At 73.9% G+C, this 22,932-nt stretch carries 19 protein-coding genes; 4 read left to right on the forward strand and 15 right to left on the reverse strand.

Annotated elements, in window-relative coordinates; translation table 11 throughout:
• Nucleotides 1-5 precede the first annotated feature (5 nt).
• The 8 genes from ITJ44_RS05590 to ITJ44_RS05625 all read right to left on the reverse strand — a co-directional run bounded on the left by ITJ44_RS05590 (nt 6) and on the right by ITJ44_RS05625 (nt 8,366).
• Nucleotides 6-542 carry a hypothetical protein gene (locus ITJ44_RS05590; RefSeq protein ID WP_194633724.1) on the reverse strand — a complete coding sequence of 179 codons (537 nt, stop codon included), beginning with the start codon at nt 540-542 and terminating at the stop codon, nt 6-8.
• A 155-nt stretch (nt 543-697) separates the two neighbouring features.
• Nucleotides 698-2,614, reverse strand: a complete 1,917-nt coding sequence (gene iolD, locus ITJ44_RS05595; protein ID WP_194633725.1) for a 3D-(3,5/4)-trihydroxycyclohexane-1,2-dione acylhydrolase (decyclizing) — start codon at nt 2,612-2,614, stop codon at nt 698-700.
• Entirely contained in the window at nt 2,611-3,615 is a 1,005-nt protein-coding gene (gene iolB / locus ITJ44_RS05600; protein WP_194633726.1) for a 5-deoxy-glucuronate isomerase, read from the reverse strand. The genes iolD and iolB overlap by 4 nt, the downstream gene beginning before the upstream one ends.
• A gap of 52 nt (nt 3,616-3,667) precedes the next feature.
• Complete coding sequence (locus ITJ44_RS05605; protein ID WP_194633727.1) at nt 3,668-5,173, reverse strand: CoA-acylating methylmalonate-semialdehyde dehydrogenase; 1,506 nt, start codon at nt 5,171-5,173, stop codon at nt 3,668-3,670.
• A gap of 28 nt (nt 5,174-5,201) precedes the next feature.
• Nucleotides 5,202-6,143 (reverse strand): deoxyribose-phosphate aldolase, encoded by a 942-nt coding sequence (locus ITJ44_RS05610; protein WP_194633728.1) that lies wholly within the window; start codon nt 6,141-6,143, stop codon nt 5,202-5,204.
• Complete coding sequence (gene iolC, locus ITJ44_RS05615; protein WP_194633729.1) at nt 6,140-7,117, reverse strand: 5-dehydro-2-deoxygluconokinase; 978 nt, start codon at nt 7,115-7,117, stop codon at nt 6,140-6,142. The genes ITJ44_RS05610 and iolC overlap by 4 nt, the downstream gene beginning before the upstream one ends.
• Nucleotides 7,118-7,174: 57 nt before the next feature.
• A complete protein-coding gene (locus ITJ44_RS05620) occupies nt 7,175-7,714 on the reverse strand; it encodes a GNAT family N-acetyltransferase (RefSeq protein ID WP_194633730.1) in 540 nt (179 codons plus the stop codon).
• Nucleotides 7,715-7,724: 10 nt separating this feature from the next.
• Nucleotides 7,725-8,366 (reverse strand): TetR/AcrR family transcriptional regulator, encoded by a 642-nt coding sequence (locus ITJ44_RS05625; protein ID WP_194633731.1) that lies wholly within the window; start codon nt 8,364-8,366, stop codon nt 7,725-7,727.
• A 90-nt stretch (nt 8,367-8,456) separates the two neighbouring features.
• Here ITJ44_RS05625 and ITJ44_RS05630 point away from each other — a divergent pair, with 90 nt between their 5' ends.
• A complete protein-coding gene (locus tag ITJ44_RS05630; RefSeq protein ID WP_194633732.1) occupies nt 8,457-9,179 on the forward strand; it encodes an SDR family oxidoreductase in 723 nt (240 codons plus the stop codon).
• 7 nt (nt 9,180-9,186) lie between these two features.
• On the opposite strand, the gene ITJ44_RS05635 is transcribed toward ITJ44_RS05630, so the two are convergent.
• From ITJ44_RS05635 to ITJ44_RS05645, 3 genes are all read right to left on the reverse strand, one after another.
• Nucleotides 9,187-9,717: a GNAT family N-acetyltransferase gene (locus ITJ44_RS05635; RefSeq protein WP_194633733.1), complete on the reverse strand. Its 531-nt coding sequence runs from the start codon at nt 9,715-9,717 to the stop codon at nt 9,187-9,189.
• 96 nt (nt 9,718-9,813) lie between these two features.
• The gene (locus ITJ44_RS05640; RefSeq protein ID WP_194633734.1) at nt 9,814-12,072 is read right to left on the reverse strand and encodes a DEAD/DEAH box helicase; all 2,259 of its coding nucleotides are present in this window, start codon (nt 12,070-12,072) and stop codon (nt 9,814-9,816) included.
• 318 nt (nt 12,073-12,390) lie between these two features.
• Nucleotides 12,391-15,645: an efflux RND transporter permease subunit gene (locus tag ITJ44_RS05645; protein WP_194634078.1), complete on the reverse strand. Its 3,255-nt coding sequence runs from the start codon at nt 15,643-15,645 to the stop codon at nt 12,391-12,393.
• A gap of 188 nt (nt 15,646-15,833) precedes the next feature.
• On the opposite strand from ITJ44_RS05645, the gene ITJ44_RS05650 reads away from it, so the two are divergent.
• From ITJ44_RS05650 to ITJ44_RS05660, 3 genes are read left to right on the forward strand one after another with little or no spacing between them, the layout of a single operon-like run.
• Nucleotides 15,834-16,232 carry a DUF2256 and DUF3253 domain-containing protein gene (locus ITJ44_RS05650; RefSeq protein ID WP_194633735.1) on the forward strand — a complete coding sequence of 133 codons (399 nt, stop codon included), beginning with the start codon at nt 15,834-15,836 and terminating at the stop codon, nt 16,230-16,232.
• 17 nt (nt 16,233-16,249) lie between these two features.
• A complete protein-coding gene (locus ITJ44_RS05655; protein ID WP_194633736.1) occupies nt 16,250-16,648 on the forward strand; it encodes a hypothetical protein in 399 nt (132 codons plus the stop codon).
• Nucleotides 16,649-16,660: 12 nt separating this feature from the next.
• Nucleotides 16,661-16,954, forward strand: a complete 294-nt coding sequence (locus ITJ44_RS05660) for a hypothetical protein (protein WP_194633737.1) — start codon at nt 16,661-16,663, stop codon at nt 16,952-16,954.
• Here ITJ44_RS05660 and ITJ44_RS05665 read toward each other — a convergent pair.
• From ITJ44_RS05665 to ITJ44_RS05680, 4 genes are all read right to left on the reverse strand, one after another.
• The gene (locus ITJ44_RS05665; protein WP_194633738.1) at nt 16,927-17,988 is read right to left on the reverse strand and encodes an FUSC family protein; all 1,062 of its coding nucleotides are present in this window, start codon (nt 17,986-17,988) and stop codon (nt 16,927-16,929) included. The two genes, ITJ44_RS05660 and ITJ44_RS05665, sit on opposite strands and share 28 nt — an antisense overlap.
• Before the next feature lie 127 nt (nt 17,989-18,115).
• A complete protein-coding gene (gene glgX / locus ITJ44_RS05670) occupies nt 18,116-20,197 on the reverse strand; it encodes a glycogen debranching protein GlgX (RefSeq protein ID WP_194633739.1) in 2,082 nt (693 codons plus the stop codon).
• 112 nt (nt 20,198-20,309) lie between these two features.
• Entirely contained in the window at nt 20,310-21,287 is a 978-nt protein-coding gene (locus ITJ44_RS05675; protein ID WP_194633740.1) for a serine protease, read from the reverse strand.
• A gap of 164 nt (nt 21,288-21,451) precedes the next feature.
• Nucleotides 21,452-22,900 carry a PLP-dependent aminotransferase family protein gene (locus ITJ44_RS05680; RefSeq protein ID WP_194633741.1) on the reverse strand — a complete coding sequence of 483 codons (1,449 nt, stop codon included), beginning with the start codon at nt 22,898-22,900 and terminating at the stop codon, nt 21,452-21,454.
• Nucleotides 22,901-22,932 lie beyond the last annotated feature (32 nt).

Below are 22,932 nucleotides of genomic sequence, written 5' to 3' on the forward strand. Positions count from 1 at the left end.
CCGGACTAGTTGACGCCAGGGGCGATGCGACTGGTCCGGATGTGGAAGAGCGTGTGGGGCGCGTCGGGCACGAGGCTGTCAGCGGCCAGCAATGCCACCTCGCCCCCCGCCTTCCAGGATCCGTTGTTGACGGCATCCGAGCACTTCGTCCCCGTGACCGCCTTCTTGTCCCGGGTGTACCACATGCACACCTGCACGATGCGCTTGCCGGCGTACACGTTCCCGGCAGCCTTGGCGGTCCCCCGGTACGAGACGTAGGCGATCTCCTTCGAGATCGCGTAGCTCGCGCCCCATGCGGCGTCGAGGTGCACGCCCTTGACGGCGGTCGCCCACGTCGCTCCGACCTGCTCGCCGGTGCTGACGTCGAAGGACTCCTCTGTCGTGGTGAGCCCGTCCTCCACGCCGTACTCCTGGCCGTCGACGACGATCGACGACGGAGCCGAGGCCGCCGTCTCGTCCGCCATGGCCGCGGGAGCCCCCACGACCAGCGTGCTGGCCATGACGGAGAGCGCCGCGAGACCGGTGAGTGCCTTGTTTCTCATGCAATGTCCTCTCGAGGTCGACCCCGACGGGGCTCGGGGCCGATCGCCCACGAGCATGACCCCGGACGGAGGGAAAGCCACGTCGGGATAAGTGCCGACTTGCCACGGGCGCTCCCGACGACCATGCTGTTCAGCCGACAGCGCCGGCCCCCGCGTCAGCCCAGCAGAGGCCGCTGCGCCCTCTTCTGCTCCACGTACTCCGCGTGCGCCGCCTGCGTGGACGGCATCTCGGAGACGCCGGGGACGGGCACGTCCCACCAGCCCTCGCCGTCGGGGCCGTAGACGAGCGGGTCGCTCTCGACGTGGATCACGGTGGTGCGGTCGGACGCCTTCGCGCGCCGCACCGCGTCGCCGAGCGCGCTCGTGGCGTCGGGGCCGGGCGCGATCTCGATCACGTCGACGCCGTAGCTGCGCGCGTTCGCCGCGAGGTCGACGGGCAGCGGCTCGCGGCCCTCGAAGTTCCGCGTCGCCGGGTCGAGCTGCCGGTAGCGGGTGCCGAAGCGCTCGGTGCCAACGGTCTCGGAGAGGTGCCCGATGGACGCGTAGCCGTGGTTCTGGATCACGACGACGATGATCTTGATCCCCTCGGCCACCGCGGTCACGAGCTCCGTGTGCAGCATGAGGTACGAGCCGTCGCCGACCATGACGATGACGTCGCGGTCGTCGCCATACGCCTCCGCGCCGCGCTTGACGCCGAGCCCGCCGGGGATCTCGTAGCCCATGCACGAGAACGCGTACTCGACGTGGTACCCGAGCGCGTCGCGCACGCGCCAGAGCTTGTGGAGGTCGCCCGGAAGGGATCCGGCCGCCTGCACGACGACGTCGCGCGGGTCGGTCGCGGCCTGCACGGCGCCGATGATCTCGGGCTGCCCGGGCAGCGCGCCGCCCGTGGGGGCGAGCGCGCGGTCGACGGCGGCGTCCCACTCGCGCTTCTCGCGGGCGATGCGGTCGGCGTACGCGGCGTCGACGCGCGTGCCGGCGAGCGCCTCGATCAGCGCCTCCAGCGTCTCGCGCGCGTCGGCGACGACGGGCAGCTGCGTGCCGTGCTTGTACGCGTCGAAGGCGGCGATGTTGACGTTCACGAAGGTCACGTCGGGGCGCTGGAACGCCGTGCGGCTCGCGGTCGTGAAGTCGGAGTAGCGCGTGCCGATGCCGATGACCACGTCGGCCTCGGCGGCGAGGCGGTTCGCGGCGGTGGATCCGGTGGCGCCGATGCCGCCGACGTGCTGCGGGTGGTCCCAGGCCAGGGATCCGCCGCCGGCCTGCGTCGTGCCGACCGGGATGCCCGTGGCCTCGGCGAAGCGCAGCAGCGCCAGCTCGGCCGCCGAGTAGATGACGCCGCCGCCCGCGATGATGAACGGCGTGCGCGCGTCGCGGATCGCCTGCACGGCGCGCGCCAGCGGCCCGCGCTCCGGCAGCGGCCGGCGCAGATGCCACTCGCGCGGCGCGAGGAACGCGAGCGGCACGTCGAGCGCCTCCGCCTGCACGTCCTCGGGCAGCGCGATCGTGACGGCGCCCGTCTCGGCCGGGTCCGTGAGCACGCGCATGGCCGCGAGCGCGATCGAGTACAGCTGCTCGGGCCGCTGCACGCGGTCGAAGAAGCGCGAGAGCGGACGGAACGCGTCGTTGACGGAGATCCCGGTGTCGTGCGGGTGCTCGAGCTGCTGCAGCACCGGATCCGCCACCCGCGTCGCGAACGTGTCGCTCGGCAGCAGCAGCGCCGGCAGCCGGTTGGCCGTCGCGAGGGCCGCACCCGTGAGCATGTTGGCGGCGCCGGGACCGACCGACGCGGCGCTCGCGTAGGTCGCGAGCCGGCGGTGCATGCGCGCGAAGCCGACGGACTGGTGCACCATCGCCTGCTCGTTGCGGGCCTGGTGGTACGGCATGAGGTCGGGATCCTGCGCGTTGGCCTGCATGAGCGCCTGGCCGATGCCGGCCACGTTGCCGTGGCCGAAGATCCCGAAGACGCCGGGGACGGTGCGCTCGCGGTGGTCGCCGTCGACCGTCCACTGGTTCGCGAGGAACGCGACCAGCGCCTGGCTGACGGTCATGCGGGTGGTGGGCTCGGTCATCGGGACGCGGCTTCCTGGTCGGGGTCGGGGTCGGGGGTGGCGGCTGCGTCGTCAGCGGCCGCGGCGTCAGCGGCCGCGGCGTCAGCGGCCGCGCCGTCCGGGGCGAACGGCAGGCGCGGGTCGATCTCCTGCCCGGCCCACGTGCCGCGGATCCAGCCGTGCGCCGGGTGGTCGCTGATGAGCCAGGCGCGGTCGGCGCTCGGCCCCGCCATCACGTTGAGGTAGTAGAGGTCGTAGCCGGGCGCCGCGACGGCCGGCCCGTGGTAGCCGTGCGGCACGAGGGCGACGTCGCCCGTGCGCACGACGGCGTCGATCGCGATCTCCCCCGCGGGCGACGACGAGGTGTGGAACAGGCCGAAGGGATCGGCGTCCGCGGGAGCGTCCAGCCCGCGGCCGACGGCGGTCTCGAAGTAGTAGATCTCCTCCAGCTCCGACTCCTCCCCCGGCCTGTCCTCGTCGTGCTTGTGCGCGGGGTAGCTCGACCAGTTCTCGGCGGGCGTCAGCACCTCGCAGACGATGAGGCGCTCGGCGTCGAGGGATCCGGGCGTGCCGGGGGTCCCGAAGTTGTGCACCTGGCGGCTCGACCGGCCGGCGCCGCGCAGCTCGACGGGCACGTCCTCGCGGGCGATCCAGCGGCTGGGCACGCGCCGGGTGGCGGGCGACTCGGCGACGGCGACGCGGCCGGATCCGGTGAGCACCGCGCTCTGGTCGCACGACAGGTACAGGACGTCGGTGGGCCCGGCGAACACCGACGCGCGGCCCTCGAGGTCGGTGATCCGCTCCTCGCCGTCGCCCGCGCGGTGCCGCACCGCGAAGGATCCCGCGAGCGGCACGACCATGCGCTCCACTCCCGCGGCCGGCAGCGCCAGCTCCTCGCCGTCGGCGAGCACCGCGACGCGGAGGCCCGTGTGCTCCCAGCCGGGCAGGGATCCGTCGACCACGGTCTCCCAGCCGTCCCGGCCGATGCTGCCGCGGGGGTGCAGCCACTCGTTCGTCGTCATGCGCGTCTCCGTCGTCGTCGTCGGTGCCCGGCCGGGCGGGCGGTGGTGCGGGTCAGTTCTGCGGGAAGCCGAGGTCGACGCCGCCGTGCGACGGGTCGAGCCAGCGGCTGGTGATCGCCTTCTGCTGGGTGAAGAACCTGACCCCCTCGGCGCCGTGCGCCTTGGTGTCGCCGAAGAGGCTGGAGCGCCAGCCGCCGAACGAGAACGTGGCGACGGGCACGGGGATGGGCACGTTGATCCCGATCATGCCGACCTGCACCTCGTTCTGGAAGCGGCGCGCGGCCCCGCCGTCGTTGGTGAAGATCGCGGTGCCGTTGCCGAACGCGCCCGCGTTGATGAGCGCCACGCCCTCCTCGTAGGAGCGCACGCGCACGACGCCGAGCACCGGTCCGAAGATCTCCTCCGTGTAGGCGCGCGAGCTCGTGGGCAGCTCGTCGATGAGGGTCGGGCCGAGCCAGAAGCCGTCGGCCTCGCCGTCGACCTCGATGCCGCGGCCGTCGACGACGACGCGCGCGCCGTCCTCCTCGGCGATGGCGATGTAGGAGGCGACCTTGTCGCGGTGCGCCTCGGTCACCAGCGGGCCCATGTCGCAACCGCGACGGCCGTCGCCGATCCGCAGCGACGACATGCGCGAGGTGATCCGCTCGATGAGCGCGTCGGCGACGGGCTCGACCGCGACGACCACGGAGATCGCCATGCAGCGCTCGCCCGCCGAGCCGAAGCCCGCGTTGACGGCGGAGTCGGCGACGAGGTCGAGGTCGGCGTCGGGCAGCACGAGCATGTGGTTCTTGGCGCCGCCGAGGGCCTGCACGCGCTTCCCGTGCTTCGTGCCCGTCTCGTAGACGTACTGGGCGATGGGCGTGGATCCGACGAACGAGATCGCGCGCACGTCCGGGTGCGTGAGCAGCCCGTCCACCGCCTCCTTGTCGCCGTTCAGCACCGTGAAGACGCCGTCGGGCAGGCCCGCGCGCTTCCACAGCTCGGCGATCCAGATCGCGGCGCTCGGGTCCTTCTCGCTGGGCTTCAGGATCACGGTGTTGCCGGCCGCGATCGCGATGGGGAAGAACCACATCGGCACCATGGCGGGGAAGTTGAACGGCGAGATGATCCCGACCACGCCGAGCGGCTGCTTCGTCGAGTACACGTCGACGCCCGTGGACACCTGCTCCGAGTACTCGCCCTTGAGGTGGTGCGCGAGCCCGGTCGCGAACTCGACGACCTCCTGGCCGCGGGTGATCTCGCCGAGCGCGTCGCTCACGACCTTGCCGTGCTCGGAGGTGATGATCTCCGCCAGCTCGCCCTTCTCGGCCTCCAGCAGCTCGCGGAAGCGGAACAGGATCGCCTGCCGCTTGGCGAGCGACAGGTCGCGCCAGGCCGGGAACGCGGCGTGCGCCGACGCGACGGCGCGCTCGATCTCCGCGGCGTCCGCGAGCGCGACCTCCTTCGTGACGACGCCACGCGCGGGGTCGTAGACGGGCGCCGTGCGGCCGGAGGTCGAGGGCGAGCGGGCGCCGTCGATCCAGTGCGGGACGACGGGGAGCGGGGCGGTGTAGGTCATGGTGTCCTCAGGCGGTCGGGATCGGATGTCAGGAGCGGGTGCGGCCGTGCACGAGGTCGACGGCCTGGTCGACCGCGCGGGCGACGTCGCCGTCGGCCGGGTGGATGAGCGTGCGGCCGACGACGAGGCCGCGGACGCCGGGCAGGCCGAGCGCGTGCTCCCAGCCGGCCCAGGTGTCCTCGCTCGCGCCCTGCGGATCCCCGCCGAGCAGCAGCGTGGGCAGGGTCGTGGCGGCCATGACGCGGGCCATGTCGTCGACGACGGGCAGCTTCATCCACGTGCGCGCGGACGACGAGCCGAGGCCCGACGCGACGGCGATGGAGGTGATGACGGCGTCGGGCGAGAGGTCGTTGACGATGCGGCCGTCCTGCCACGCGCTCAGGAACGGCTCCAGCATGATCGGCAAGCCGGCGCGCACGGCGGCGTCGACCGCGCGGGCGTTGGCCTCGAGGGTCGCGGCCGTGCCGGCGTCGCCGAGGTTGATCCGCACGAGCGTCTTCGCGAAGTCGAGGCCGTCGCGCACGATGCCGTCCACGTCGTAGGCGGTGAATCGGTCGTCCATCTCGAAGACGGCGCCGCGGAGGCCGCCGCGGTTCATGGATCCGACCACGACCTTGTCGTCGAGGAGGCCGAGGAGGGCGAGGTCGTCGACGATGTCCGGCGTGCCGAGCATCCCGTCCACGCCGTCGCGCGTGAGGGCGGTCGCGAGGCCCGCGAGCAGCTCGTCGCGGTCGGCGAGCGCCATCGGGTCGTCGCCGACGCCGAGCGCGCCGCGGGCGGGGTGGTCGGCGGCGACGATGAGCAGGCGGCCGTCGTCGCGGATCAGGGGGCGGCGCACGCGGGCGGCGAGCGCACGGGCGACGGCGTCGGGATCCGTGGCGCGCAGGTCGCGGAGGGCGGCGAACGCACCCGGGAGGTCGCCTGCCCGGACGAGCTCGGCGGGCGCCCGGGACGCGTCGGCCGCGGTCATCGGATCCGCTCCAGGACGGCGTCGACCTCGGCGGTCGTCGGCATCGCGGTCGAGCACTCGCGGCGGGAGGCGACGAGGGCGCCCGCGACGTTGGCGAAGCGCAGGATCCGCTCGAGGTCCCACCCGGCGAGCAGCCCGTGCACGAGCGCCCCGCCGAAGCCGTCGCCCGCGCCGAGCCCGTTGACGACCTCGACCGGGTACGGCGGCACCTCGACGGTCTCGTCCCGCGTCTTGGCGAGCACGCCCTTCGGCCCCTGCTTGACGATGGCGAGCTCGACGCCGCGGTCGAGCAGCGCGTCGGCGGCCCGCAGCGGATCCGTCTCCCCCACCGCGATCTCGCACTCCTCGCGGTTGCCGACGGCGACGGTCACGTGCTCGAGCGCGCGGCCGACCTCGCGGGTCGCGTCCGCGGGCGACGACCAGAACATGGGCCGGTAGTCGAGGTCGAGCACCGTGAGCGGGCGGCGCGCGCGGGCGGCCCAGGCGGCGTGGTGGGCGGTGCGGCTCGGATCCTCGCTGAGGCCCGTGACGGTGGACCAGAAGACGCGTGCGTCCTGGATCGCGCCGAGGTCGAGCCCGTCGGCCTCGATGCAGAGGTCGGGCGCCTTCGGCCGGCGGTAGAAGTAGAGCGGGAAGTCGTCCGGCGGGAAGATCTCGCAGAAGGTGACGGGCGTCGGCAGGTCGTCGACGGGCGTCACGAACCCCGCGGAGACGCCGAGGCGCGCCAGCTCCCGCGTGACGTAGCGGCCGAACGGGTCGTCGCCCACGCGCGAGACGAGGGCGGCGGATCTGCCGTGCCGGGCGGCCGCGACGGCCACGTTGGCCGCGCTCCCGCCGAGGTACTTGCCGAACGTCTCCACGTCCTCGAGGCCCACGCCGTCCTGGAGCGGGTAGAGGTCGACGCCGACGCGGCCGATGGTGATCACGTCGAGGATCGGGGTCGTGGCAGGGGCTGCGTTCTCGGCAGAGCTCATGTCGGCGCTGCTTTCTCTTCGGCGGGAGGGGCGGTGCTGATGCCTCTTCAACGTAGCCTATGTTCTGACATGTGCACATGGTCCCGCATGCCGGATCCGGTCGGCTCCGTCGAGCGGCAGGTGCATCACGTGCAGGCCGACCAGGCCGTGCTCCGCGTGATCGAAGGCCTCGGGGACGGTGCCGACGATCCGGAAGCCGAGCGACCGCCACAGGTGGACGGCCGCGTGGTTGGTCTCCACGACGGCGGTGAACTGGATCGCCCGGTACCCCTCGGCGCGCGCCCACGCGATGACGTGCTCGCCGAGCGCCCGACCGACGCCGCAGCCTCCGTGCGCGGGATCCACGAGGAACGATCCCGTCGCCACGTGCGCGCCGCGGCCGGGCCGGTTCGGGCCGGCCTTCGCGGATCCGAGGACGGTGCCGTCGTCGTCCACGGCCACGAACGTGCGGCCCGGGACCTCCGCCATCCAGTTTGGCCGCGCGTCCTCGAGCGACTGTCCGGCCGGGAGCGCGTAGGTGCGCCCGGCGTCGACGATCGCGCGGTAGAAGGGGAAGATGCGCGGCCAGTCCGCGTCGGTGGCGGGGCGGATCTGCATGCGGTCGAGGCTATCCGGCGGGGCCGGCCACGACCCCGACGCCGAGCGCCGGCAGCAGCACCTCGTCGATCACCTCGACGAAGAACGCGCGCCGCACCGGACCGCGGCCGGCGGCGAGCCGCTGCGTGCTCATCGCCGGGACGACCTCGGCCAGCACGGCGATGGCCGCATCCGACCGCGTGGGCGCCTCGCCCCGCGCGACGGCGCGGCGGAGCAGGCGGCCGTAGACCTCGACGTACGGATCCGTGACCTCGGTGCGGATCGCCCGCGCCAGGCGCTCCGAGCCGCGCATCGCGGGCGCGAGTCCGGCGAACACGGCTGCGCGCCGGTCGGGGCCGCCGAGCCAGCCCGAGTCGACGACGGCCAGGAGGTCGTCGCGCAGGGATCCGGTGTCGGGCAGGTCCTCGGCCTCGGCCTCGGGCGGGCGGCCGGCGCTGCGGATCGCGGCGAGCACGAGGTCCTCCTTGGTCGCCCAGCGCCGGTAGATCGTGGTCTTCGCGCGTCCGGTGCGGGCGGCGACCTCGTCGAGGGCCATGCCGTCGTAGTCCCGCTCGGCGACGAGGTCGAGGGCGGCGGCGAGGATCGCGGCGTCGCCCGAGCGGTCGACCGGGCGGCCGACGCGGGGTCGGGGTGCGGCGGCCGGCGTGTCCATCCCGACCAGGATAGGCCCGGTCCGGAGTTCCGCTACTCAGGAGTATCGTTACTGCTCGCAGACCGCGTCGCGGTCGCAGGAGGAGGAGCCATGCGGATCCAGGACGCGGTCGTCGTCATCACGGGAGCGTCGTCGGGCATCGGCGCGGCCACGGCGCGCGCGGCCGCCCGGGCCGGAGCACGGGTGGTGCTCGCGGCCCGGAGGGAGGAGCGGATCCGGGACCTCGCGGCGGCGATCGGCGGCGGCGCGATCGCGGTGCGCTGCGATGTGACGGACGCGGCGGACGTCGCCGCGCTGGCCCGGGCCGCGCTCGACGCCTTCGGCCGCATCGACGTGCTCGTCAACAACGCGGGCCAGGGCCTCCAGTCGACGATCGAGGACCTCGCCCTCGACGACCTCCGCGCCGTCCTCGAGCTGAACCTCGTCGCGCCCCTCGCGGCGATGCAGGAGGTGCTCCCGCCGATGCGCGCGCAGGGCGTCGGCGCGATCGTGAACGTCAGCTCGGGCACCACCTTCGCCGACGTGCCGGGCACGGGCGGCTACGTCGCGTCGAAGATCGCGCTGGAGCGACTGTCGGCGATCGCCCGGGCGGAGCTCGACGGCACGGGCATCGTCGTCTCGACCCTGATCCCCTTCGCGACGAGCACGGAGTTCATGACCTCGATCCGCGCGGGCCGCACCGAGGCCGAGGCGATGACCGCCGGCGCGACCTTCGACGCCCCGGAGACGGTCGCCGAGGCGGTGCTCGCCCTCATCGCGACGGGCGAGGCGCGGATGGACCTGGTGCCGGCGGCGTACGGCGGGTCGCGCTGAGCGCGGATCAGACGGCCGGGTCGTCCGCCAGCCGCTGGAACAGGACGTGGTCCTGCCACTCCCCCGCGATGCGGAGGTAGCGCGGCGCCAGCCCGTACCGCGTGAAGCCCGCGCGCGCGAGCACCGCCTGCGACGCGCGGTTGCCGAGGAGCGTGCCGGCCTCGACCCGGTGCAGCCCGAGGTCGCCGAACGCGAGGGCGACCGCCGCGCGCACGGCCTCGGTCGCGAGCCCGCGGCCGGTGCGGTCGGCGGCCAGCCAGTAGCCCGCGCTGCACGACTCGAACGCGCCACGCACGATGCCGTTGAGGTTGAGACGGCCGGCCACCGATCCCTCGTCGTCCAGGATCGCGAGCGGCAGGCCCTGCCCGAGCGCGTGCTGCGCGAGCGCCGCCTCGACGTCGGCGCGCTGGCCGGCGGGTGTGTCGTGGTCGGGCTGCCGGATCGGCTCCCACGGCGCGAGGTGCGCGCGGCTCCGGAGGCGCAGCGCGGAGAGGGCGGGGGCGTCGTCGGGCGTCAGCAGGCGGATCCGGTCGGGCACGGGATCGAGGATGCCAGACCGCGCAACCGCCGGGCGCACGACGACGGCCGCCCCACCCGCTGAGGGGTAGGACGGCCGTCGGGTCGTGCGTGGGCGCTAGGCGCGCGCGAGGTCCGCGATGATGCGGTCCCCGGCGGCGGCCATGACCGTCGTGGCCTTGATCTCGGCGCGACCCAGGAGGTCGTCCATGCGACGGCGGCGGGCCTTCGTGATCAGCGTCACGACGGTGCCCTGCTTGCCCGCGCGGCCCGTGCGGCCGGCGCGGTGGAGGTAGCTCTTGTACTCATCGGGCGCGTCGGCCTGGATGACCAGCCCGATGTCGTCGACGTGGATGCCGCGGGCGGCCACGTCGGTCGCCACGAGCACGCGGACCTTGCCGCTCGTGAGGAGCTGCAGGTTGCGCGTGCGGCGCGCCTGGTTGAGGTCGCCGTGCAGCGACGTGGCCGGGATGCCGGCGTCCTCGAGCTGGTCGGCGAGCTGCTCGGCGAACGCGCGGGTGCGGGCGAAGATCAGGGTCTTGCCCTCGCCGCTGGAGAGCTGCTCGATGATCGCGGCCTTGTCGCGCTGCTCGATGAGGAGCACGCGGTGGTCGATGGTCGACGACGCCTGGTCCTCGCCCGCGACCTCGTGGACGCTGGGATTCGGCAGGAACTCGTTGACGAGCGTCGCGACGCCCTTGTCGAGCGTGGCGGAGAAGAGCAGGCGCTGGCCATCCTTCTTCACCTGGCGGAGGATCCGCTGCACGGGCTCGAGGAAGCCGAGGTCGCACATGTGGTCGGCCTCGTCGAGGACCGTGACGACGATCTCCGACAGGTCGAGGCGGCCCTGGTCGATGAGGTCCTCGAGGCGGCCGGGGGTCGCGATGAGGATGTCGACGCCGCGCTGCAGCGCACCGACCTGCTTGAACTGCGGCACGCCGCCGAAGATCGTGGTGGTGAACAGGCCCACCGAGCGGGCGATGGGCTGCACCGTGCGGTCGATCTGCATGGCGAGCTCGCGCGTCGGGGCGAGGATCAGCGCGCGAGGCTTGCGGCCCATCTTGCGGTTCTTCGCGCCGTCGTTCTCGAGCAGGCGCTCCACGAGGGGCGCGCCGAACGCGATCGTCTTGCCGGATCCGGTGCGGCCGCGGCCGAGCACGTCGCGACCCGCGAGCACGTCGGGGATCGTGGCGGCCTGGATCGGGAACGGGCTCGCCGCGCCCAGCTCCTCGAGCACGCGGACGATGTTCTGGCCGAGGCCGAGCGCGGCGAAGGTCACGCCGTCGACGTCCTTGGCCGTGGTGGCCTGGGCCTCGAGGCGCTCGAGCACGACGTCCTCGGCGGGAGCGTGGCGCGGGGCGCCCTCCTTGCTCGGGTAGAAGTCGCTGTCGCGCTTGGGGCGGGCGTCGTCGTAGGACGGGCGCTCGTTGCGCTGGGGGCGGTCGCCGTACGACGGACGCTCGGACCGCTGCGGGCGGTCGCCGTACGACGGGCGCTCCGTGCGAGCCGGACGGTCGTTGTACGCGGGACGCTCAGAGCGCTCGGCGCGGTCGCCGTACGACGGACGCTCCGTGCGGGCCGGACGGGAGTCGTTGTACGACGGACGCTCGGTGCGAGCCGGACGGGAGTCGTTGTACGACGGGCGCTCCGTGCGAGCCGGGCGGTCGTTGTACGCGGGGCGCTCGGAGCGCTGGGCGCGGTCACCGTACGACGGACGCTCGGCGCGGTCGTTGTACGCGGGACGCTCCGTGCGCGCCGGGCGGTCGTTGTAGGACGGGCGCTCGGGACGCTGGGCACGATCGCCGTACGAGGGGCGCTCGTTCCGGTCGTTGTAGGCCGGACGCTCCGACCGCTGCGGCCGGTCGTTCCCGTACGACGGACGGTCGTTCCGCGGCGCGCGGTCGTTGTAGGAGGGGCGCTCGGAGCGCTCCCCGCCACGGTCGGGACGCGAGTTGCCGTACGACGGACGCTCGGAGCGCTGTCCGCGCTCGGCTCCGTACGAGGGGCGCTCGCTGCGCTGGCCGCGGTCGTTCCCGCCGCCGTAGGAGGGACGCTCGCCGCGCTGCGGGCGGGCGTCGCCGCCGCGCTCGGGTCGCGCGTTGGCGCGGTTGGGGCGGTCGCCGTACGCGGGACGCTCGCCGCGGCCGGCGGGACGCTCGGCGCGGGGCTCCCAGTTGGGGCGGTCGCCGCCGCGCGCGGGACGGGCGGCGCCGCCGCGCTGGGGGCGGTCGTCCTGGCCGGAGCGCTGCGCGCGCTCGTCGGCGTTCCAGCGCTGCTTCTTGGGCGCGGGATCGGAGTTGTAGCCGCGGTGGTTCGGGCTGCGGGATCCCGCCGGGGCGCGCTTGGCGCCGCGCGGGGAGTCGTTGTTGTAGGGCATGAGGGATTCCTCGTTCTGCTCGGATGCATGACAATGCGCATGTGCGAAGCAGCGCGCTACAGGATCAGGGTGCGCAGAGCTGCTCTCAACCCGGGCAGTCGTCGACCGGGGGCCGTGTCATCGCGTGACGTACCCCTCTGCGGAACGAGAGGGGGAAACCGGCCCACCTGACTGACAAATCCATCCGCCCGGATGGATGGTCCGGTAGCGGTGTCAAGAGCCGACTGGAGAACACTACCGGACGAGACCCCCGGGCACCAGGGCAGCGGTCCGCCCGGGCGCGCCCCGCGGCGCCCCCGGGCGGGGTCGGGAGCGGGATCAGCTCGCCGCGCCGCCCTCGCTCGTGACCGCGGATCGCTCCGTCGGCAGACCGCGCCCGGCGCGCCTGCGCTCGCCCCGCGCCCGGATCCGGAGACCCGCCCGCTCGACGAGCGAGTACAGCGACGGCAGCACCAGCAGGGTCAGCACGGTGGACGAGAGCAGGCCGCCGATCACGACGATCGCGAGCGGCTGCGAGATGAACCCGCCGTGCCCGGTGAGGCCGATGGCGAGCGGCAGCAGCGCGAAGATCGTCGCCAGCGCCGTCATCAGGATGGGGCGGAGCCGTCGCCCGGCACCCTGCAGGATCGCCTCGCGGAGCGCCATGCCCCGTGCCCGGTACTGGTTCACGAGGTCGATGAGCACGATCGCGTTGGTCACCACGATGCCCACGAGCATCAGCAGGCCGATGATCGACGCGACGCCCAGCGGGATCCCCGTCACGACCTGCAGCAGCACCGCGCCGGTCGCCGCGAACGGCACCGAGACGAGGAGCACGAGCGGCTGGATGAGGCTCCGGAACGTCGCCACCATGATGATGTAGACGATCAGGATCGCCGCCAGCACGGCGAGCCCGAGCTGCCCGAACGCGTCGGACTGCTGCGACGCGACGCCGCCGAGCGAGGCCTGCGCGCCGGCCGGCAGCTGCACTCCCGCGACGGCCTGCGACACCTCCGACGACGCGAAGCCCACGTCGTCGCTGCCGGGCGTCGCGCTCACGGTCGCGCTGCGGAACCCGCCCGTGGTCGTGACGGTCGCGGGCCCGTCCGCGACCTCGACGGTCGCGAGGTCGCTGAGCGGCACGGATCCGCGCGCGGTGGGGATCCGGAAGTCGCGCAGCCCCTGCAGGCTCTGGGCCGCGTCCGGGTCCTGGATGTAGATCGACAGCGTCTTCTCGTCGATGACGACCTGCCCGACCGCGGCCGGCAGGCGGCTCGCCGTCACGATGCCGCCCACCGCCTGCTCGCTGAGCCCGGCCGCCGCGGCCTTGGCGCGGTCGACCGTGACGGCGATGTACGGCTGCGTCTCCGAGAGGTTGCTCGTGGCCTGCTCGATGGACGGGATGTCCGTGACGGCCGCGAGGACCGCGTCGGCCGAGGTCTTCAGGTCGTCGGAGTCGTTGGCGGTGATCTCCACGGTGATGTCGCTCGAGGAGAACCCGCCCGACGCCGCCGCCAGCGACACGTCGCCCACGTCGGTGAGGCCGTCGACCGCGGTGCGCACGCGCTCGCGGATGGCGTCCTGGTCGGCGTCCGCGTCGGTCGTGAGCGCGAACGTGATCCCGCCGCCGCCCCCGAACGCCGAGGTGAGCGAGGTGCTGTCCGACCCGATCGAGGTCTGCACCGTGTCGACGCCGGAGACGCCGATGAGCGCCTGCTCGACCTTCGTGGCCGCGGTGTCCTGCGCCTCGAGGCTCGTGTCGCTCGGCAGCTCCTGCGAGACGGTGAGCGTGTTCTGCCCGCTGTCGCCGAGGAAGTTGGTCTTCATGCTCGGGATGAGCGCGACCGTGCCGCCGAGCACGAGGATCGCGAGGACCAGCGTCACCGCCGAGTGCTTCAGCGTCCACGCGAGGATCGGCCGGTAGCCGCGCTGGAGGCGCGTCGGGGCGCCGATGCCCTCGACCCCGCTCTCGCCGTCCGCGGCATGCGATCCGCGCGCCCGCCGGCCCGATCGCCCGCGGTCGTCGACGGATCCCCGGACGGCGGCGTGCGCGCCCGTGCGCGTGCTCTCGGCGGCCGCCGCGGCGGCCGCCTTCCGGCGCGACCGACGCGACTCCCCCTCCGGCCGCAGGAACCAGTACGCGAGCACCGGCACGATCGTCAGCGCGACGAACAGCGACGCGGCGAGCGCGATGGTCACGGTCAGCGCGAAGGGCCGGAAGAGCTCCCCCGTGATGTCGCCGACGAGCGCGATGGGCAGGAACACGGCGACGGTCGTGGCGGTCGACGCGGTGACCGCGCCCGCGACCTCCCGCACGGCCGCGCGGATCGCGTCGAGCCGGTCGGGCGTGAAGGACAGGTGCCGCTTGATGTTCTCGATCACCACGATCGAGTCGTCCACCACGCGCCCGACCGCGATCGTCAGCGCGCCGAGCGTGATGATGTTGAGCGTGTAGCCCGAGGCGAGCATCCCGATGAAGGTGATGAGCACGGACGCCGGGATGGAGATCGCCGTGACGATCGTCGACCGGATCGACATCAGGAACACGAGGATCACGAGCACCGCGAACACGAGGCCGAGCAGGCCCTCGGTGGTGAGGCTCGAGATCGACTGCTCGATGAAGGGCGCCTGGTCGAACACGACCGTGAACTTCGTGCCGCTGCCCAGGTCGTCGGAGAGCTGCGGCAGCAGCTGGGTGACGAGGTGCGACACGTCGACCGTGTTGCCCGCGGGCGTCTTGGTCACGGCGATGGTGAGCGACGGCTGGCCGTCGACGCGCGAGATGCCGGTGGTCGGATCCTGGCCGAGCTCCACGGTCGCGACGTCGCCGATCGTGAGCTGACGCCCGCCGGCCGCGCCCAGCAGCGGGAGCGCGGCGAGGTCCTGGGTGGATCCGAGGCGCGTGCCCGACTGCACCGAGAGCGTGGTGCCGTCCTCCGTCACCGAGCCGGCGGGGAGGAGCTTCCCGTTGGCGTCGAGCGCGTCCCGGATGGCCTGGTTCGTCAGGCCGTCCGCCTGCACCTTCGCGGGATCCGGCGTGATGACCACGCGCTGCCCGACCGTGCCGAGCAGGCTCGCGTCGCGCACGCCCGCGAGCTTGCGGATGTCCCCGAGCGTCGAGCGCTCGAGCGCGGCCGTGAGGTCCTGCGGGCTGAGGTCGCTCGTGACGGCGATCTGGATCACGGGCAGGTCGTCGATGCTGCCCGCGATCACGACCGGGTCGATCCCGTCGGGCAGGGTCGTGCGGATCCGGTTGATGGCCTGGTCGATCTTCTGCTCGGCCGTCGCGAGGTCGGTGCCGTAGGTGAACGACGCCGAGATGACGGACGAGTCGGTGCGCGACGTCGCGGTGGAGGACTCGAGGCCCGGCACCGCCTGGATCGCGCGCTCGATGGGCGTCGACACGTCGGTGTCCACGACCGCGGGCGACGCGCCCGGGTACGCCGTGACGACCGCGAGCTGAGGGAACGTCACCGACGGGATGAGCTCCTGCTTGAGCGTCGTGAGCGCGATGCCGCCGAACACGCCGATGACGATCGTGATGAGCGCGATGAGGGCCCGGTTGCGGAGGCTGAAGACGGAGAGGAGATGCAGGGGGTGCTCCTTGTGCGATGCGGGCCGCGGGTGCGGCGGTCGCTCGGACCGCTGATCGCCCGCACCGGGAACCCGCCCCGTGGGGGAAGTATCGCATCCGGCGTCGGGAAATCCCCGCTCGCGCCGGGTTTTCAGTATGGCATCACCGCATCCCGCCGTCGCCCCTCCGCACGGAGCATGCTGGAGGGATGGCACACCGGGCATCGAGCACGAAGGAGCGCGTCCCCGAGCCCAAGACCTGCGCCTCGTGCGGCCGCACCATCGAGTGGCGCAAGAAGTGGGAGCGCGACTGGGACGAGGTGCGCTACTGCAGCGACGCGTGCCGTCGCCGCGGGGTCACCGACGTCGACGCGCGGCTCGAGCGTCGGATCCTCGACCTCCTCGCGCACCGCGCCGGCGGCGCCACGATCTGCCCGTCGGAGGTCGCCCGCGCGGAGTCGCCCGACGACTGGCGCGACCTCATGGAGCCGGCCCGACGCGCGGCCCGACGGCTGGTCGAGGCGGGCGAGGTGGAGATCACCCAGAAGGGGTCGGTCGTCGATCCCTCCACCGCCAAGGGCCCCATCCGGATCCGCCGCCGCCGCTGACGAGGCACACTAGGGGGATGCATCGACCGACCCTCACCGTCCTGGCCGCCGTCGCGAGCGCGGCGCTCCTGTCCGGATGCGGGGCCAGCGCGCAGTTCACCTCGCCCACCACCGAGATCTACGCGACCACGGCGGACGCCCAGACCGCGCTCGGCACGGGCATGCCGACGTGGATCCCGTCGGACGGCACCCTCATCCGCACCAAGTCCGAGGCGAAGGCCGGCAGCATCGTCGCCGTGCAGACGGGCCAGGCCGCGCCCGCCCCCGGCGGCTGCACCGACCTCCAGATGCCGACCATCGAGGACACGTGGTGGCCGCCGGAGATCGACCCCGCCACGGTCACCTGCGCCGGCGGCTGGAACGTCTTCGGCGCGAACGGCCGCCTGTACGGCTGGAGCACCACGGTCCTCCCCTAGGCCCGTCGCGCCATGGCCGCCGCATCCACCCGCCCGGGTCGCTCCCGCGACCGGCTGCTGGTCGCGGGCGCCGTCCTCTGCGTCGCGATCCTCGTGTCCGCCGCACTTCTGGCCGCCGTGGCGCTCGTCCAGAGCGCCGTCCTCGTCGACGAGCTGCCCTCGCCCGACTTCGGCACCGCGACCTCTCCCGAGTACGAGGCGCTCGGTCGGCGGGCCCTCCTTGCCGGCGCGGTCGCGGCGCTCGCGCTGACCGGCGGCATCCTCTGCCTCGTCCGCCGCTACGCCGTCCCCGCCGCCGGGCGCTGACGCCGCGCCGCCAGCGCGCGCAGCACGAGGATCACGACCACGCCCACCGCCGCGCCCACGACCGTGTCGACCACCCGGTCGGCCACGAGCGGCAGCACCGGCAGCGTCCGGCCGAGGCCGCCCATCACGAGCGCGAGCGGCGTGATGAAGACGAGCGCCAGCCCGTAGCTCCGCCCCACGGCGAGCTCGGCGGCGAACTGGCAGGTCACCGCCACGGCGATCACGCCGCCGGCGGGCAGGTGCAGCGCGAGGATCCCCGCGGCCACGACCGACCCGGCGAGCGTCCCGAGCACCCGGTGCGCCACGCGCGTGAACGACAGCGGCCCGCGCACCACGGGCAGCACCGCGACGAGCGTGACGACGGCCCAGTAGTGGTGCCCGAGCCCGAGCGCCACCGCGACCGCGCCCGCCACCAGCGCCCCGACGACGTTCGCGACCACCGCGGTCCACGTGGCCGGATCGCGGTGCACGTCGGCGTCGCGCACGGGGATGCGCGGCAGCGCCCGGAAGCGATGCGCGTGGGCGTCCGGCGCCCAACGGCGCAGCAGCCAGCCGGACATGCAGACGCCGGCGGAGAACAGGATCGCGGCCACGGCGGTGAGCAGCGCGTCGCGCGCCTGCGCCGCGTCCACCGGCACGGCCGCGCACACCACGAGCCCGAAGACGGGGAAGAGCGGATGCGGCGGCACCAGGCTCATGGCCGTCGACACGAGCGACGCCCCGCCCAGCACGATCGCGAGGCCCACGGCCTCGAGCCCGAGCGGCGCGTCGAGGAGCGAGAGCAGCACGCCCGTCGAGATCGCGACCAGCATCATCGCGGCCCCGGCGCTGACGCTCGCGAGCCGCAGCCGGTAGCGCTCGTTCCGCCCGTACAGGCCGGTGAAGGCGCCGAACGACGCGTAGAGCGCGAGGTCGAGCCGGTCGATCGCGAGCAGCACGACCAGCGGCACGAGGAGTCCCACGCTCGCGCGCATCGCGGCCTCGAGGTCGAGCGTCCGGGTCGACGGCGGCCGGGAGTCGGGCGATGACGTCACACGGGGTCCGATCTCCCCGGGAGCGGAAACGGGGCATCCCCACGGTACGCCCGCGCGGCGCCCGGCCCGGACGCGGCGACGCGCCCCCGGTCTCCCGAGGGCGCGTCGGCGGGTCGTGCGGGTGCGGCTAGGAGCGCGCGGCCCGCAACACGGTGAACGAGCGGTCGCGCACGAGGATGCTCGTCGCGTCCTCCTCGGTGTTCTGCTCCGCGTCCGACGAGATGGCGAGGTGCCACGAGACGCCGATCCCCTCGGGCAGCTGGAACTCGACCGGCCCCTCGGCCGCGTTGAACGCCACGAAGAACGCGTCGCTGTCCTTGCCCTTCATGATCACGCCGATGCTGAAGGCGTTCGGGTCCGTCCAGTCCTCCGGGTTCAGCGTCTGGCCGTCGGCGCGGATGAAGCGCACGGCCTCCTCGGCGCCCTCGACGTCGTCGCCGCGGAACCAGATGGGACGCAGCGCCCGGTTGCCGCGACGCAGGCGGATCAGCTTGCGCGTGAAGTCCTGCAGGTCGCGGTCCGCGTTGGCCCAGTCGAACCACGAGATCTCGTCGTCCTGGCAGTACGCGTTGTTGTTGCCGCCCTGCGTGCGCGCGATCTCGTCGCCGCCGAGGACCATGGGCACGCCCGACGAGAGCAGCAGCGTGCCGAGCATGTTGCGGCGCTGGCGGTCGCGGATCGCGGTGATCTCGGGATCGTCCGTCGGCCCCTCCACGCCGGCGTTGGACGAGCGGTTGTCGCTCTCGCCGTCGTTGTTGTCCTCGCCGTTGGCCTCGTTGTGCTTCTCGTCGTAGGACGTGAGGTCGGCGAGCGTGAAGCCGTCGTGCGCCGTGATGAAGTTCACGCTGCACAGTGGCGAGCGGCGGCCGGACTCGTACACGTCCGGGCTGCCGGTGATCCGCTGGGCGAGCGCGCCGAGCACGTTCTGCCCGCTGTGCCAGAAGTCGCGCACGTCGTCGCGGAACTTCCCGTTCCACTCCGACCAGTCGGCGGGGAAGCCGCCGACCTGGTACCCGGCGGTGTCCCACGGCTCGGCGATCATCTTCACGGGCGCGAGCACCGGGTCCTGGTGGATCAGCGTGAGGAACGCGCTGTGCAGCTCGGCGTCGCCGTCCTGGCGCGTGAGCGTCGTGGCGAGGTCGAAGCGGAAGCCGTCGACGTGCATCTCCTCGACCCAGTAGCGCAGCGAGTCCATGATGAGCGCGAGCGCCGCCGGGTGGCCGACGTTGAGGCTGTTGCCGGTGCCCGTGGTGTCGAAGTACGACGCCTCGTCGCCCTCCACGAGCCGGTAGTAGGAGGCGTTGTCGATGCCCTTGAGCGACAGCGACGGGCCCATGTGGTTGCCCTCGGCAGTGTGGTTGTAGACCACGTCGAGGATCACCTCCAGGCCGGCGGCGTGCAGCGCCTTCACCATCTCCTTGAACTCGGCGACCTGCGCTCCGCCGTCGCCCGCGGAGCTGTAGTCGGAGTACGGGGCGAGGAAGCCGATGGAGTTGTAGCCCCAGTAGTTGCGGAGGCCCTTCTCCTCGAGGTGCGAGTCCTGCATGAAGTGGTGCACGGGCAGGAGCTCGACGCTCGTGACGCCGAGGTCGGTGAGGTACTCGATGGCGCTGGGGTGCCCGAGGCCCGCGTACGTGCCGCGGATCTCCTCGGGCACCGACTCGAGCTGCTGCGTGAAGCCCTTCACGTGCACCTCGTAGACGACGGTCTCGTCGAGCGGCGTGCGCGGGGCCTCGTCGTCCTCCCAGTCGAAGCGGCGGTCGGCCACGACGGAGCGGGGCATCGAGGCGGCCGAGTCGGCGTCGTTGATGGCGGAGGGATCCGCGAAGGTGTGCGCGAAGACGTCCTCGCCCCAGGTGGGGTGGCCCTCGATCGCGATGGCGTACGGGTCGAGCAGGAGCTTGGCCGGGTTGTGGCGGAGCCCGCGGGACGGATCCCACTCGCCGTGGACGCGGAGGCCGTAGCGCGTGCCGATGCCGGCGCCCTCGACGAGGCCGTGGAACACGTGGCCGGTGCGCTCGGAGAGGCGCGTGCGGGATTCGGCACCGGACTCGTCGAAGACGCAGACCTCGACGGCCTCCGCGGTCTCGGAGTACACGGCGACGTTGAGGCCGCTGGGCAGCCCGCCGTCGCGGGCGACGACGGTCGCGCCGAGCGGGTACGGGCGGCTGATGTAGGAGCGGCTGATGGGAGGCAGGTCGATGGTCACCGGTTCAGTATGCTCGCGCCCGCCCAACTCCTTCGTGCACGAAGGGCGATCCCCAGGCGGCGGTCCGGTGTCCGGCGCTCGCCGGACACCGGACCGCCGCCCGAGGGGTCGGCTACCGCCCCTGGAGCGAGGCGAAGGCGCGCTGCGCCTCGGCGCCCCACGCGGCGAGGAGCACGCCGTGCCCCGCGGAGGTACGCGAGACGACCGCGTGCTGCTCGCCGGTGAACGTCAGCACCGGGGCCCCGGCCGCGCCCTTCCCGAGCGCGCACGGCAGGGAGGTCTCACCGCCGGCGGCGTGCTGCGGACGGCCTTCGCAGGCCTCGAGCGCGGCCGTGGCGGATCCGGCGGTCGGGTAGCCGAGGATCGCCAGGCTCGGCGCCTGGCCGGTCGCCGGCACGAGGGGCGTTCCGAAGACGGGCTCGGCCGCGCCCACCGACGCCGCGAGCACCTCGCCCGCGGGACCGCTCACGCGCGCGAACCCGGCGTCGTCCGAGGCGCGGCCGCTCGCCGTCCAGGCGGAGGAGACGGCCGCGACGCGCACCGGCCAGATGCCGTGCGGCGCGGTGGCGCCCTGGGCACCGGGGATGAAGGTGGCCAGGGTGGTCGCGGCGCCGGTGCGCCGGTCGGCCAGGCAGTGGGCGGCGGTCGCGATCGTGTCGCCGGTGGGGGTGTCCACGACGCTCGCGGTGCACGCGTGGTCGCGCCCGCCCGCGACGTAGAAGAGCACGCCGACGAACGGCTGGTCGGGGTGGGGGACCGGTGCGCCGGCCGTGGCCGTCGCGTCCGCCGACGTGGACAGGATCGCGGACCGCGAGGCCGAGGCCGGGCCGGCGGCGGTCGAGGCGTCGGCGGCGAGGGCCTCGGCGCGGGCGGCGGGCGTCCAGTGCGCGGCGGCGGCGGCCTGGTCGACGGACGCGGGGACGACGACGGACGCGCCGGTCGAGGCGTCGGCGGCCGACGCGGCGGACGGCACCGCGAGACCGGCGGCGGCGAGGCCTCCCACGAGCGCCAGCGCGGCGTACGCGTGACGGGAGCGGCCGGCGGCGGACGGCGAGGGCGAGGCGGGGATGGATCGCGGACGGATGCGCATGGTGTTCTTCCTCCAGGATCGGGCGATTCGCGACGCTCCGCGGGAGCGGTACCCGTCGACCCGGGATGAGAGGGACGCATGCCGCTCGCGAGAGGTCGCGCGGACGCCTGGACGCTACCGCCCGGGGCGCCATCGCCGTCGGCGGCGTCCCCAACCACGGCGCCTCACACGAGGATCGAGCGGTCCTCCACGTCGTGCTCATGCCCCGCCACCGGCGCCAGGCCGCCCCACGCGTCCTCGAGGATGTCGAGCGCGCGGTCGGTGGCGGCGGGCGGCGACGTGATGGGGATCCGGAGGAACCGCTCGAAGGCGCCGTCGTGCCCGAACCGGCTCCCGCCCGTGATGGCCAGCCCCCGCGACCGCGCGGCCAGCGCGAGCTCCGTGCTCACGGGGGCCCCGATCCCGACCCACACCGCGAGCCCGCCGTCGACGTGCGGGACCTCCCACCCGGGGAAGCGCCGGGCGAGCTCCGCCTCGACGTGGTCGCGCGTCTCGCGGAGCCGCGCCCCGCGCTCGGCGAGGATCCCGTCCATCCCGCCCAGCACGTCGGCCACGACCAGCTGCTCGAGCACGGGCGTGCCGAGGTCCCGGGCCGAGCGGGCCCGCGCCAGCTCGCGGAGGAGCGGTCGGCCGGCGCGGATCCAGCCGACGCGGAGCCCGCCCCACACCGTCTTCCCCACCGACCCGACGAGCACGACCGCGCCGGGCGACCCGTGCACGGCGAGCGGCGGATGCGCGGTCGGCCGGTCGATGTCGAGCTCGGCCGTCGTCTCGTCCGCGATCACGGTCACGCCGTGCGCCTCGGCGAGCGCCACGACCCGCGCCCGCTGGTCCTCGGGCATGGTCCGTCCGGTCGGGTTGTGGAAGTCCGGCATGAGGTAGGCGAGCGCGGGCCGCGTGCGGCGGATCGTCTGCTCGAGCACGTCCTCGTCCCAGCCTCCGGCGCCGACTCCCGCCCCGACGAGCCGGGCTCCGGCGTCGCGCAGCGCCTGGATCGCGTGCGGATAGCTCGGCTGCTCGACGAGGGCGCGGTCGCCGCGGTGCACGAGGACGGAGGCGAGGAGGCCGATCGCGTGCTGGGCGCCGACCGTCACCACCACGTCCTCGGCCTCGGTCGGCAGGCCCCGCGCGCGGTAGCGGGCCGCGATCGCCTCGCGGAGCTCCGGCAGCCCGTCGACGTCGTAGCCGTGCCCGTCGAGGTGCGCGGGCAGCCGGGCCGCGGCGCGCAGCGCGGCGTCGGCGAGCGCGGGAGCGGCGGGCACGGCGGCGCGGCTCATGTCCGCGACCTCGCGCCCGTCGGCCTCCGCCCGGGGCGCGCTCCGCGGGATCCGCGTCACGCTGCCCGAACCGCGTCGGCTCACGAGGTGGCCGGTCGCGCGCAGCGCCGCGTAGGCCGCCGCGACGGTGGTGCGGCTGAGGCCGAGCGCGGCCGCGAGCTCGCGTTCGGCGGGGAGGCGCGCGCCCACGGGCACGCGCCCGTCGAGCACGAGGCGGCGGATGCCGTCGGCGAGCGCCTGGTACGCCGGGCTCCCGGGTCGCGCCCACTCCCCCAGCAGCGCGGTGAGGGCGGCCGGGCCGAGCACGATGGAGGGAGCGGATCCGGCGAGCGTCATGAGGCCACAGCCTGTCGATTGGCCTCTTGTCC

Origin of the sequence: Clavibacter sp. VKM Ac-2873 (assembly GCF_015351075.1) — a bacterium.
Lineage (GTDB): Bacteria > Actinomycetota > Actinomycetes > Actinomycetales > Microbacteriaceae > Clavibacter.